Here is a 13,370-nt window from a genome sequence, read left to right as displayed (position 1 = left end):
TTTGCGTAATTTAATTAATTCTTTTTCTTTATCAGTTCTGTTGTCTTTGGCTTTAAATGAACCTGAATTCTTATAATTTTTACCCATTTATGAACAGTTGATCTGGCAATATTATATTCTTTAACTACTTCACTTGGCTTTTTACCATTATTAACTAATGAAACTATTTGTTTTTTGAATTCATCATTATATCTTTTCGGCATGATATACCTCCATATTATTGATTTTATTTTACTATATTATATCATGTCCGAGAAATTTCTGTACAATTAATTATAAACCGATCCAAAATTAATGATAAATTGGTGGATTAAAAATATTATAGGAGAGTAAATATAACATGAAAAGATTAATTAAATTTATATTAAGTTTTTTTAAAAATTTAATGTTCGAATCTAGTATTAAAATATCTCCTTTAAGTTATTTTGATAATGATTGTAAATTTGAAGAAAATATTTATATAGACAGATTTTGTAATTTGCATAATGTAAAAATAGGTGAATACTCTTATGTAGGCTATGGAACTTTTATTTTTAACTGTCAAATAGGGAAATATTGTTCAATTGGACCAGATGTAAAAATTGGACCTGGGAAGCATCCAACTCATTTTGTTTCAACTTCTCCTATTTTTTATAAAAAGGATAATCCTTTGGGAGTTAAATTTGTAGAAAAGAAATATTTTAAAGAGTCAGATAGAGTAGTTATTGGTAATGATGTTTGGATTGGAGCTAATGCTATTATTATGGATGGTGTCAAAATTAACAATGGTGCAATTATAGCTTCAGGAGCTGTTGTAACTAAAGATGTAGAACCATATGCAATTGTAGGTGGAGTACCAGCAAAATTAATAAAGTATAGATTTAATAAAAAGAAAGTTCAAAGACTTCTTGAAGTAGAATGGTGGGAATGGGATAAAAATGAAATAAAAAAACATATAAATAAATTTAGAGATATTGAGAGGTTTTTAAAATGAAAATAGTACATTTATGTTTAGCAAGTTTCTATATAGATGATTTTGGATATCAAGAGAATATGATACCTAAATATCATAAGAAGGCAGGTCATGATGTAACGGTAATAGCATCTATGCAAACTTTTGATGATAAAGGGGAATTAACTTATTTAGAAGAAGAAAAAACCTATTATAATAAATATGGTGTAAAAATTATAAGACTAAATTATAAAAATAAAATGTTCTATAATCGTATATTACGTTATTATCATGATGTATTCAAAATTTTATCGAATGAGAAACCGGATATCATTTTTATTCATGGGTTGCAGTTTTGCGATATTAATGAAGTGATAAAATATATAGAAAAAAACCCACAAACTAAAGTTTTTGTTGATAATCATGCTGATTTCTCTAATAGTGCTCAAAATTGGCTTTCAAAGAACATTTTGCATAAAATGATATGGAGGTATTGTGCAAAAAGGATAGAACCATATACAGAAAAATTTTATGGTGTTTTACCAGCCAGGGTAGACTTTTTAACCAATATATATAAGACACCAAAGAAAAAAACAAAACTTTTATTAATGGGTGCTGATGATGAGAAGATTAAATTTAATAAAGAAGATTCGATAAATAATAGTTTAAGAAAAGAATATAATATAGCAAAAGATGATTTTTTAATAATCACAGGTGGTAAAATTGATTTAGCTAAAAAACAAATTATAAAATTAATAAAGGCAGTCAATAAATTAAATTATGAGAATGTAAAACTTATAATTTTTGGATCAATTATTGATGAACTAAAAAAAGAAGTGCTTAGATTAATAGATGGTAACCAAAAACAATTTATAGGTTGGCTTGAATCAGATAAAGTTTACGATTACTTTTTATCTTCTGACTTAGGTGTGTTCCCAGGTAGGCATTCTGTTTTATGGGAACAAGCTGTTGCTACTGGTTTACCTTGTGTTTTTAAAAAATGGGAAGGAACAAAACATGTTGATTTAGGAGGTAACTGTAAATTTATAGCAGAAGATAGTGTCGATAATATAAAGAGTTTACTAAAAAATATTATAGATAATGAAGATATTTATAAAGATATGAAAAATGTAGCAGAAGAAAAAGGGATCAAAACTTTTTCATATAAAAAAATTGCAAGAAGAAGTATAGATTTCTAGTCTTATCAAAAATATTAAAATTATATATAGAGGTTTAGTTAGATAAATCACAAGTCATTTGATATAAATTCTGTTTAATTATACTAAATGATTTTATTTAATGATCTAATAAATATGGAGGGATATAATGTTTAAAGATAAAACTCTATTAATTACAGGAGGAACCGGTTCTTTTGGGAACGCAGTATTAAATCGTTTTTTAGATACAGATATTAAAGAAATAAGAATCTTTAGTAGAGATGAAAAAAAACAAAATGATATGAGAAGAAGATTGCAAAACGATAAAGTCAAGTTTTATATAGGTAATGTTAGGGATTATAATAGTGTAGATTTTGCTATGAGTGGGGTTGATTATGTTTTTCATGCTGCTGCATTAAAGCAAGTGCCTTCTTGTGAGTTTTATCCTATGGAGGCTGTAAGAACAAATATTCTTGGTACCGAAAATGTATTAAATGCAGCTATTAATAATGGGGTTGAAAGATTAGTAACTTTAAGTACAGATAAAGCAGCTTATCCAATTAATGCAATGGGAATTTCAAAAGCTATGATGGAAAAGGTTATGGTAGCTAAATCTCGAACTACAGATAATATAATTATTTGTGGTACAAGATATGGTAATGTAATGGCTTCTAGAGGGTCTGTTATTCCAGTATTTGTTAATCAAATAAAGAATGGTGAGGAAATAACAATAACCAATCCTCAGATGACAAGATTTATGATGTCTTTAGAAGATGCGGTAGATTTAGTATTATATGCATTTGAAAATTCTAAGCCTGGAGATATCTTTGTACAAAAGGCTCCTGCAGCAACTATTGATACTTTAGCTCAAGCTTTGAAAGAAATATTTAGTGCTGATAATGAAATAAAGATTATTGGGACAAGGCATGGAGAGAAGTTATATGAGACCTTATTAACTAGTGAGGAATTCAGCAAATCAATTGATTGTGGAGACTATTATAGAGTAGTAGCTGATAATAGAGATTTAAATTATGATAAATATTTTGAGGATGGTAAAGAAGAACTTTCAGAGCAGGTCGATTATAATTCACATAATACAAAACGTTTGACAGTTGAAGAATTAAAGGAACTATTATTAGAGCTAGATTATATAAAGAAAGAATTAAGAGAGGGGTAAAAGATGAATAATATTTTAGTAACAGGTTCTAAAGGGTTTATCGGACAAAACTTTATGGAAACATTACAACGTCAAGAAGATATTACGATACTAACTTTTGATAAAGAGAATAGTTATAGTGAATTAAAAGAAATGTTAACTAAAGCTGATTTTATATTTCATCTAGCAGGAGTAAATAGACCCGAGAATGATGAGGAATTTATGAAGGTTAATGCTGGATTAACAGAATATATGACTAAAAATCTCATTGAATTAAACAAAACTACTCCTATCTTAATTACTTCATCAAGTCAAGCTGAATTAAATAATCTGTATGGAGAAAGTAAAAAGAAGGCAGAAGAAATCTTAATAGAATACAAAGAGAATACAGGAGCTCCTATATATATATATCGGTTACCTAATGTATTTGGTAAATGGTGTAAACCTAATTACAATTCTGTAGTAGCAACATTCTGTCATAATATAAGTCATGATTTAGATATTTATATTTCTGACCGTAATTATGAATTAGAATTAGTATATATTGATGATGTAGTTAATTCTTTTATGGCGAAATTAAATAAAGAAGTAAGGAATAAGGAAAAAAATTATTACTCAGTTAGAAGAACATTTAAAGTGACTTTAGGAGAATTAGCAGATAGTATTTATCAGATAAAAGAAAATAGAGAAACATTGAAGGTGCCTGATTTAGGAGATGGATTTATGAAGGCATTACATGCAACTTACTTGACTTATTTAGAGGCTGATGATTTTGCATATGACCTAGAACTTCATTCAGATGAGCGAGGTAGTTTTGTCGAAGTAATAAAGTCTGAAAGTAGTGGGCAAGTTTCTGTGTCTACATCTGTTGAAGGTATAAAGAGAGGTAATCACTATCACAATACTAAGAATGAGAAGTTTTTAGTATTAAAAGGAGAAGCATTGATAAAGTTTAGACATATATTTAGCGATGAAATTATTGAATATGAGGTTTCTGGAGAAGAGATGAAGGTAGTAGATATTCCACCAGGATACACACATTCTATTGAAAACCTTGGTGACGGAGAAATGATTCTATTAATATGGGCTAATGAAATTTTTGACCCAAATAATACAGACACATATTATTGCGAGGTGGAATAGATGAAGAAGAAAAAAGTAATGACTATTGTAGGTACTAGACCAGAGATCATAAGATTATCAGAAGTTATAAAAAAGTGCGATGAATACTTTGAGCATATATTAGTTCATACCGGTCAGAATTGGGACTACACTTTAAATGAAATATTTTTTCAAGAATTAGGGATTCGAGAACCTGATTATTATTTAGATTGTGTAGGTGACAATCTTGGTTCTACGCTTGGTAATATCTTGGAAAAATCTTATGAAGTATTACAAAAGGAAGAGCCAGAAGCTTTATTAATATTAGGAGATACTAATAGTACTTTAAGTACAATTGTTGCTAAAAGATTAAAGATACCTATCTTTCATATGGAAGCAGGTAACCGTTGTTTTGATCAAAATGTTCCTGAAGAAATTAATAGAAAAATTGTGGATCATATCAGTGATATTAACTTACCTTATACGGAACATAGTCGTAGATATCTATTAAGTGAAGGGGTAAAAAAAGAACATATTTATGTAACAGGCTCTCCTATGAGAGAGGTATTAGAAGTTCATAAGAATAAAATAGAAGAAAGTGATGTATTGGAGCAGTTAGATTTAGAAGAAAAAAATTATATTTTAGTAAGTGCTCATAGAGAAGAAAATGTAGATTTAGAAGATAACTTTAATTATCTAGTAAATTCCTTAAATAGTGTTGCAGAAAAATACCAAATGCCAATTATTTATTCAACTCATCCAAGAAGCCTAAAAAGAATAGAAGAAAGAGATGTAGAATTTAATCCTTTAATTAGAAACTTGAAACCTTTTGGTTTTTTTGATTATAATAAATTACAAAAGAATGCATATTGTGTATTATCTGATAGTGGTACTTTAAGTGAAGAATCAGCTATGTTAGATTTTCCGGCTGTTTTAATAAGAACTAGTACAGAAAGACCAGAAGTTTTAGATAAAGGCTCTATTGTAATTGGAGGAATTGAAGCTAATAATATGCTTCAATCAATAGATATTGCTACTGGAATGTTTGATGACGATCAATTTAATTTACCTCTCGATTATGAAGATACTGACGTTTCATCTAAAGTAGTTAAAATTATTACTAGTTATATAGATATTGTCAATAAGGTGGTTTGGGATAAAAGATAGGTCAAATTTAATCTACAACACAACAGAATACTTCCTTAAGTTATTTGCTAGATATTAGAGAAGTGTAATTAATTATTGCTGGAATGTTGTAGCTTGTAATGCGGGAATGGAGGATGATATATAATATGGATATTCTATGTTTGTTTATAACATATCCTAACAAACCTGATAATCATACTATGTTTAAGAATTTAACAAAGCGATTATCTGATAAAGGACATAATGTTAATGTTGTTACAATTCAAGAAAGGAAATATGGAGAATCTACAAAACTAAATAATGAAAATGGAGTTAATGTCTTAAGAGTTAAGACAGGTAATTTCTTTGATACAAATTTAATAGAAAAAGGTCTGACAATGTTATCCCTTGGACACCTCTTTAAAAGAGCAGTAAAAAAATATTTTTCTGAAATAGATTTTGATCTAATAATTCATTCTTGTCCACCTATAACTTATAATCCTTTAATTAAATATATTAAAAAGAAGTATAATTCAAAATCCTACTTAATTTTAAGAGATATTTTCCCTGATAACGCAAAAGATTTAGGAGTAATTGATAATATTTTCATTTATAAATTTTTCAAAAGAATGGAGAGAAACCTTTATAAATATAGTGATTATATAGGTTGTATGTCACAAGGGAATATAAAATATGTTTTAGAGCATAATCCAGAAGTTGATGAAAAGAAGATGCATATATTAAGAAATTGGTCTAACTATAAAGAAAAATTAAGCGTGGATCAGAATAGCATTAGAAAAGATTATGGTTATACGAAGGATGATTTCATAGCAGTATTCGGAGGAAACATGGGGAAAGCTCAAGGTCTAGATTTTATACTTAATATTGCTAAAAAAATAGAATCAAAAAGAATTAAGTTTTTATTAATTGGAAGAGGAACTCAGAAAGAAAGATTAAAGAAAAGAGCTATAGATGGAATATTAAAAATTCTTGATTATGTTCCAAAAGAACAATATGAAAAATTGGTTACTGCATGTGATGTGGGAATAGTCAGCTTAGTAAATAAATATAGTATTCCTAATATTCCTTCTAAAACAGTAGACTTTTTCAAATTAGGTCTTCCAATCATTGCGTGTATAGATGAAAGTACAGACTACGGTCATATTCTTGAAAATGAAGCTAAGGCTGGTTTGTTCTCTATACATGGTGAGGAAATTGATTTTATTAATAATTTAATGGAAGTAGCAAACAACGAAAATTTAAGAAACAAAATGTCGATTAACGCTAGACAATATTATGAGGAGTACTTAACAACAGAAAAAGCTACTAAAACTATACTTAAAGAAATTAAATAATAAAGAAAACTCTTGGAAAAGGAGGGATATAATTGAACAACAGTCGAGATTACCAGCCTGTTATTATAGTTGGTGCTGGTCGTTCAGGTACTAATATGTTAAGAGATATATTAACTTCTATTGAAAACTTTGCTACTTGGCCTTGTGATGAAATAAATTATATTTGGCGACATGGTAATATATCCAAAAGAACGGATGAATTTTCTATAGAAGATATCAACGAAAAGAATAAAAGATATATCAGAAAGCAATTCGATAAATTAAATAAAAAAACAGATGCTAATTTTATTGTAGAAAAGACATGTGCTAATTCTCTTAGAGTAGATTTTGTTGACCGGGTTATACCTGATGCTAAATATATACACATCTATAGAAACCCTATTGATGTTGTTTCATCTGCTAAGAAACGGTGGACTGCTTCATTAGATTTAGCTTATATTTTAAAAAAGGCAAGGTATGTTCCCATTACAGATTTACCATATTATGCTTTAAAATATTTTACGAATAGAATTTATAAATTCTTTACTAAAGAAAAAAGATTAGCTTATTGGGGACCTAAATTTAAAGGGATGGATGAAGTTTTAAAGAATAAATCATTAGAAGAAACATGTGCCATTCAATGGGAAAAATGTGTAAGTAATTCTATTGAAGCCTTTAATAATATAAATCAATCAAGAACTTACCATATATCTTATGAAAATTTTGTTAAAAACCCAGTAGTAGAACTAGATAAAATCTTAAAATTTTTAGAGGTTGATTTAGATAAAAAAGAGTTAAAAAGTTTAGTTAAAGATGTTTCAACTAAAAGTGTAGGAAAAGGTAAAAGAACACTTAATCAAGAAGTCATAAAGCAAATAAAAAGTTTAACAGCAAATACTTATGAGAGGTTATAGTTATGAAGAAGAATGTAAATATTTCGTTGTATGATAGAATACTAAAAAGGAGTTTCGATATACTATTTTCTTTAGTAGGACTTTCTTTAACCGGTATAATAATTATAATTTCATATATTATTGCCACAATTGATACTAAAGAAAATGGCTTTTTTACTCAAGAAAGGGTAGGAAAAGATGGTAAGAGGTTTAAGGTAATAAAGATTAAGACTATGAAGTCTAATATTAATTTTAATACCACAGTAACTACTAAATCTGATCCTAGAATTACTAAATCAGGGGAGATTTTTAGAAAATTGAAGATCGATGAGTTGCCTCAATTAATAAATGTTTTAAAAGGTGATATGAGTTTCGTGGGACCACGACCAGATGTGCCTGAGATAATGGAAACTTTAAAAGAAGAAGATAAAGTGATCTTATCTGTTCGACCAGGAATAACTGGACCTGCTACTTTAAAGTATAGAGAAGAAGAAAAAATATTAGCCCAAGTTGATGACCCAGAGAAATATAATGAGGAAGTTATTTTTCTTGATAAAGTAGAAATAAATAAAAAATATATTAGAGAATATTCTTTTATTAAAGATATAAAATATATTTTTAGAACAGTATTTAATCATGAGATTAATGATGAAGAAAGGGGATTTAAAATATGACTATCGGTTTATCAGGACCAGATATAGGTCAAAGAGAAAAAGAATTAGTTAATGAGGTATTAGATTCAGGTTGGTTAAGCTTAGGACCAAAGTTAAATGAATTTGAAGAAAAATTTGCTGAATATATCGGAACTAAATATGCAGTAGCAGTTAATAGTGGTACAAGTGGATTACATTTGTTAATTAGATCTATGGGCATAGGCAAAGGAGATGAGGTAATTACTACTCCTTTCAGTTTTATTTCCTCTAGTAACTGTATTCTATTCGAAGAGGCTAAGCCTGTCTTTGTTGATATCGACCAAGAAACATTATGTATTGACCCAGATAAAATCGAAGCAGCAATAACTGATAAAACTAAGGCTATTTTACCAGTTGATGTCTTTGGACAGCCTGCTAACATGAATGAAATAATGGAGATAGCAGATAAATATGGTTTAAAGGTAATCGAGGATTCTTGTGAAGCAATAGGGGCAGAACATAATGGACAAAAGGTAGGAACTTTTGCTGATGCTAGTGTCTTTGCTTTCTATCCTAATAAGCAGATGACAACCGGTGAAGGCGGTATTATTGTTACTGATGATGAAGAAATAGCAAAACTTTGTAAGAGTACGCGTAATCAAGGACGAGGTGAGAGTGATTTATGGCTTGATCATGTTCGTTTAGGTTATAATTATCGACTTGATGAAATGAGTTGTGCGGTAGGAATTGCTCAGTTAGAACGAATTGAAGAGATCTTAGCTAAACGAGCTGAAGTAGCTGCAGAATATAACCGTTTATTAGCTGATGCTGAAGAAGTTAAAACTTTATCTATAGTAGAAGAAACTACTAAAATGAGCTGGTTTGTTTATGTTATACAACTGGTCGATGGAATTGACCGGAATAGCGTTATGGAGCATTTACGTAATAATGATATTCAGTGTAAGCCATACTTTACACCGATTCACTTACAACCTTTCTATATTGAAGAGTTCGGTTATCAAAGGGGCGATTTTCCAATTACCGAGCAGGTAACAGATTCAACAATTGCTCTACCTTTTTATAATAAATTGACCAAACAGGAAGTTCAGCAGGTAGTAGAGACGCTAAAAGAGAGAATTACAAAGGATAAAAAATAATTAAATACAGAGTAACTCAGGCAGGGCACAGACTAAAGAAGTTAAAACTAAGGCTAAAAATAAGATTGAGTAAAGCTTTTAAAGAATAGCCAGATATAGATTATTATAATTAATCAATTAGTAAACTTCAGGTATAATAAGTTAATTATATAAATAAATGAATAATAGTTTTATAAATATTATCTAGTATTAGCTTGGTCTTTTTGTTTTTAAGTCTTGTGTCTAGTCTAGTGTAAGTCTCGTGTCTAATAATTTTAAATGCCATTATTATGCTCCGTGTTTAACCAATAATATTCATCATTAGGGGAGGAGTGATAAGTTTGATTGATTTTTTATTAAAATTATACAAGAAACCAAGGCTAATATTTATTGACCTATTATTAATTAATTTAGCCTTAATTTTTGGCTTTATCCTAAGATTCGACGGTAGCTGGCTAAGCCACTTTAGTTATTCTTATTCAATCATTTTATCTATAATCGGATTAACAATTTTATACTTTTCTGGCTTATATAAAAAGATGTGGCGTTATGCTAGTATTAATGAATTAAAATCTATTATTAAAATAGTTACTTTAATTAATCTTTCATTTACTCTTTATATTTTCTTGGCTCAGATAAGCTTTTCTCGCAGTGTTGTAATTATTAGTGGTGTATTAGATTTGTTATTCTTAGGCGGATTACGGTTTATACTTCGATTAACAAAAGATTATCTAGAATATGAAAGATGTAATGATGCTGGGATAAAGGTCTTAATCGTAGGTGCCGGAGATGCTGCTGAAATTTTAATTCGTGAGATGTATAAGCATCCGGAATTAGGGAAAGAGGTTATAGGATTAGTAGATGATGATTCCGAGAAAATAGGTTTAGAGATTCACGGCAAGAGAGTTTTAGGTGATCGTCACGACATTCCTGATATTATAGCCAAACGTGATGTTTCCGAAGTAATTATAGCTATTCCTTCGACTTCTGGTGAAGCAATTAAAAACATCTATGATTTAAGTAATCAAACGGGAGTAGAGATTAAGATAGTACCTGGTTTAGATGAGATTATTAATGGTGGATTTAATTTAAATCAGATTCGAGAGGTTAAAGTTGAAGATTTATTAAAACGAGACCAAGTTGACTTAAATACTGAAGGTATATCTTCTTATTTGCAAGCTAAAACAGTTCTAGTTACCGGTGGTGGAGGCTCTATTGGCGCTGAATTATGTCGGCAAATAATCCGTTTTAATCCTGAACAATTAATCATCTTTGATATATCTGAAAATAACACCTATTTTATCGAGTTAGAATTAAAAGATGACTATAATAATATAGAGGTTATCCCAGTAATTGGTAGCATACGGGATAAGCAGAAATTAAGACAGACATTTGCTGAATATCAACCGGATGTTGTCTTTCATGCTGCTGCTCATAAACATGTCCCGCTCATGGAATATAATCCTGAGGAAGCAATCAAGAATAATGTATTAGGAACTAAAAATGTAGCTGAAACAGCTGATGAATTTAATGTAGAACGATTTGTTTTAGTTTCAACAGACAAAGCAGTTAATCCAACTAATGTTATGGGAGCTACTAAACGGACTGCTGAGATGATAGCACAGGCTATTAATAATAAGAGTAAGACTAAATTTATGGCTGTAAGGTTTGGTAATGTCTTAGGTAGTAAAGGTAGTGTCATTCCTTTATTCAAAAGACAGATTGCTCAAGGCGGTCCGGTAACTGTAACTCATAAAGAGGTCGAAAGATACTTTATGACTATTCCAGAAGCAGCACAACTAGTCATTCAGGCCGGCTCTTTAGGTCAAGGCGGTGAAGTATTCGTTTTAGATATGGGCGAAGCAGTAAAAATTATTGATCTAGCAAAGGATTTAATCAAGCTTTCCGGTTTAGAACTAGGAGAAGATATTGATATAGAGGTCATCGGTTTACGACCAGGTGAAAAGTTATATGAAGAATTACTATACGATGGTGAAGATAGTATAGCTACAGATCATGAACGAATCTTCATTACTAATTTAGAATCAGTTAATCAAAAGGTTTTATATGATGATATAAATAAGTTAGAAAGATTAATTAAGATTAGCGATTCATCGGCAATAGTAAACGCTTTAGTGAACTTAGTAGGTACATATGAGCCTAATAGAGATAATATGGAAAGGATAAGTTAGATAGGAGGATTTAAAGCTTTGAGTAAAGGGAGAAATTAAACTAATCAATGCTAAAGAAGAAGATATAAGCATATTAGCGTGACTTAAGAGTTCTAATTGCATCACTGTTAACCTTTAGATATAATTATAAGTGTTATGTTTTATTGAGTTATATATAAATTTTTGTGTCTTCCTTCATGATTCTAAAATAAATGTAATACAAACATAATTAATTGATGTTTGTATTATAATCAACTAATTACACATAGAGCTACCGATCCTTTAGCAAACTTTAAAAACAGTGTCAGACTAAATTATCAATAGCTTAGGTCGGTTTTTAGTCTCGTGAAAGTCTGTGTCCAAAAAGAATTTTTAAGAAGCAGTAATTATCATCTGCTCACGAGCAGTCTTGAGCTTTAGACTGCACGGGCAATTAATTAAGATATAATCACTATTTTTTATTAATAGATGAGGAGTGAGTTACACTATGAAAATCGCGGTCACCGGAACAGGTTATGTAGGACTATCCAATGCAGTCCTCTTAGCTCAAAATAATGAAGTAGTAGCCTTAGATATTGAACAAGAGAAGGTAGATTTAATCAATAACAATCAATCACCAATCGTAGATCCAGAAATTGAAGACTACCTAACCAACAAAGAATTGAACCTTAAAGCAACCTTAGACAAAGAAGAAGCTTACAAAGATGCAGAATTTATAATTATCGCTACACCAACAGATTATGATACAGAGAAGGACTACTTTAATACCGAAACAGTAGAAGCTGTTATTGAAGATGTCTTAGAAATAAATCCTGAGGTAACAATGGTAATCAAATCAACAATACCAGTAGGTTATACCAAGGCTATCAAAGAAAAATATAATACTGATAATATTATATTTTCACCAGAGTTTTTAAGAGAAGGAAAGGCCTTATATGATAACTTATATCCCTCTAGAATAGTAGTAGGAGAAGACTCTCAGAGAGCAAAAGAATTTGCAGATCTATTGGTCGAAGGAGCTATCAAAGAAGATATTTCAGTCTTGTTTACTGATTCCACAGAAGCAGAGGCTATTAAGTTATTTGCCAATACATACTTAGCAATGAGAGTATCATATTTTAATGAGCTAGACATCTATGCAGAGACAAAAGGTCTTGATACAAAACAGATAATAGATGGAGTCTGTCTTGATCCAAGAATAGGTGATCATTATAATAATCCTTCCTTTGGTTATGGTGGCTATTGCTTACCAAAAGATACCAAGCAACTTAAAGCCAACTATGAAGGAATACCAAATGATATTATTGGAGCAATAGTAGACTCTAATGACACTAGAAAAGATCATATCGCTGCTTCTATACTCAAGAAAGAACCAGAAGTAGTAGGAATCTACAGACTAATCATGAAATCAGGCTCAGATAACTTTAGAGCATCTGCTATCCAAGGAGTAATAGATAGATTAGAGGATAAAGATGTAGAGTTAGTCATTTACGAACCTAATCTAGAAAAAGAAGAATTTGCTGGTTTCAGAGTAATCAAGGATCTAGAAGAATTTAAGAATATATCAGATCTGATAGTTGCAAATAGAATGAATCAAGAGTTAGAAAATGTTGAAGAAAAGGTATATACCAGAGATCTGTATAGAAGAGATTAGCACCTCGGATTAACTTAAATATAATTAACTGGTGCTACTAATTATAATTAGTCAATATACTTTCCAGAGCGACTCTTAAA

Annotated in this window: 11 protein-coding genes and 1 pseudogene; 11 read left to right on the top strand and 1 reads right to left on the bottom strand. The window is 29.8% G+C overall.

Translation table 11 applies throughout. The features are described 5' to 3' along the window. A pseudogene (locus tag B5D41_RS13535) lies at positions 1-203 on the bottom strand (transposase); the annotation flags it as partial. Positions 204-340: 137 nt separating this feature from the next. Between B5D41_RS13535 and B5D41_RS14525 the strand changes: the two are divergent. The 11 genes from B5D41_RS14525 to B5D41_RS13480 all read left to right on the top strand — a co-directional run bounded on the left by B5D41_RS14525 (position 341) and on the right by B5D41_RS13480 (position 13,290). Beyond that, complete coding sequence (locus B5D41_RS14525) at positions 341-973, top strand: CatB-related O-acetyltransferase (protein WP_078811164.1); 633 nt, start codon at positions 341-343, stop codon at positions 971-973. After that, on the top strand, positions 970-2,130 hold the full coding sequence (locus tag B5D41_RS13525) for a glycosyltransferase family 4 protein (RefSeq protein WP_078811163.1): 1,161 nt from the start codon (positions 970-972) through the stop codon (positions 2,128-2,130). The genes B5D41_RS14525 and B5D41_RS13525 overlap by 4 nt, the downstream gene beginning before the upstream one ends. Before the next feature lie 127 nt (positions 2,131-2,257). Then, complete coding sequence (locus tag B5D41_RS13520; RefSeq protein ID WP_078811162.1) at positions 2,258-3,265, top strand: polysaccharide biosynthesis protein; 1,008 nt, start codon at positions 2,258-2,260, stop codon at positions 3,263-3,265. A gap of 3 nt (positions 3,266-3,268) precedes the next feature. Next, a complete protein-coding gene (locus B5D41_RS13515; protein WP_078811161.1) occupies positions 3,269-4,387 on the top strand; it encodes a polysaccharide biosynthesis C-terminal domain-containing protein in 1,119 nt (372 codons plus the stop codon). Beyond that, entirely contained in the window at positions 4,388-5,512 is a 1,125-nt protein-coding gene (gene wecB, locus B5D41_RS13510; RefSeq protein WP_078811160.1) for a non-hydrolyzing UDP-N-acetylglucosamine 2-epimerase, read from the top strand. A gap of 125 nt (positions 5,513-5,637) precedes the next feature. Next, the gene (locus B5D41_RS13505) at positions 5,638-6,825 is read left to right on the top strand and encodes a glycosyltransferase family 4 protein (RefSeq protein ID WP_159442968.1); all 1,188 of its coding nucleotides are present in this window, start codon (positions 5,638-5,640) and stop codon (positions 6,823-6,825) included. A 32-nt stretch (positions 6,826-6,857) separates the two neighbouring features. Continuing rightward, a complete protein-coding gene (locus B5D41_RS13500; protein ID WP_200806478.1) occupies positions 6,858-7,718 on the top strand; it encodes a sulfotransferase family protein in 861 nt (286 codons plus the stop codon). A 2-nt stretch (positions 7,719-7,720) separates the two neighbouring features. Next, the gene (locus B5D41_RS13495; protein ID WP_078811158.1) at positions 7,721-8,371 is read left to right on the top strand and encodes a sugar transferase; all 651 of its coding nucleotides are present in this window, start codon (positions 7,721-7,723) and stop codon (positions 8,369-8,371) included. Then, a complete protein-coding gene (locus B5D41_RS13490) occupies positions 8,368-9,486 on the top strand; it encodes a DegT/DnrJ/EryC1/StrS family aminotransferase (protein WP_078811157.1) in 1,119 nt (372 codons plus the stop codon). Before B5D41_RS13495 ends, B5D41_RS13490 begins: the two co-directional genes overlap by 4 nt. Positions 9,487-9,806: 320 nt before the next feature. Continuing rightward, entirely contained in the window at positions 9,807-11,657 is a 1,851-nt protein-coding gene (locus B5D41_RS13485) for a polysaccharide biosynthesis protein (protein WP_078811156.1), read from the top strand. A 466-nt stretch (positions 11,658-12,123) separates the two neighbouring features. Beyond that, on the top strand, positions 12,124-13,290 hold the full coding sequence (locus B5D41_RS13480) for a nucleotide sugar dehydrogenase (RefSeq protein WP_078811155.1): 1,167 nt from the start codon (positions 12,124-12,126) through the stop codon (positions 13,288-13,290). The last annotated feature ends 80 nt before the right edge of the window (positions 13,291-13,370 follow it).

It is taken from the genome of Selenihalanaerobacter shriftii (assembly GCF_900167185.1).
Lineage (GTDB): Bacteria > Bacillota > Halanaerobiia > Halobacteroidales > Acetohalobiaceae > Selenihalanaerobacter > Selenihalanaerobacter shriftii.
Note: the sequence above shows the minus strand (reverse complement) of the source record. Positions and strands in the feature narration are given on the sequence as shown.

Bases quoted from the DNA above. Each gene is read 5' to 3' on its own strand.
- B5D41_RS14525 (WP_078811164.1), top strand. From the start codon at position 341: ATGAAAAGATTAATTAAATTTATATTAAGTTTTTTTAAAAATTTAATG.
- B5D41_RS13525 (WP_078811163.1), top strand. From the start codon at position 970: ATGAAAATAGTACATTTATGTTTAGCAAGTTTCTATATAGATGATTTT.
- B5D41_RS13520 (WP_078811162.1), top strand. From the start codon at position 2,258: ATGTTTAAAGATAAAACTCTATTAATTACAGGAGGAACCGGTTCTTTT.
- B5D41_RS13515 (WP_078811161.1), top strand. From the start codon at position 3,269: ATGAATAATATTTTAGTAACAGGTTCTAAAGGGTTTATCGGACAAAAC.
- wecB (WP_078811160.1), top strand. From the start codon at position 4,388: ATGAAGAAGAAAAAAGTAATGACTATTGTAGGTACTAGACCAGAGATC.
- B5D41_RS13505 (WP_159442968.1), top strand. From the start codon at position 5,638: ATGGATATTCTATGTTTGTTTATAACATATCCTAACAAACCTGATAAT.
- B5D41_RS13495 (WP_078811158.1), top strand. From the start codon at position 7,721: ATGAAGAAGAATGTAAATATTTCGTTGTATGATAGAATACTAAAAAGG.
- B5D41_RS13490 (WP_078811157.1), top strand. From the start codon at position 8,368: ATGACTATCGGTTTATCAGGACCAGATATAGGTCAAAGAGAAAAAGAA.
- B5D41_RS13480 (WP_078811155.1), top strand. From the start codon at position 12,124: ATGAAAATCGCGGTCACCGGAACAGGTTATGTAGGACTATCCAATGCA.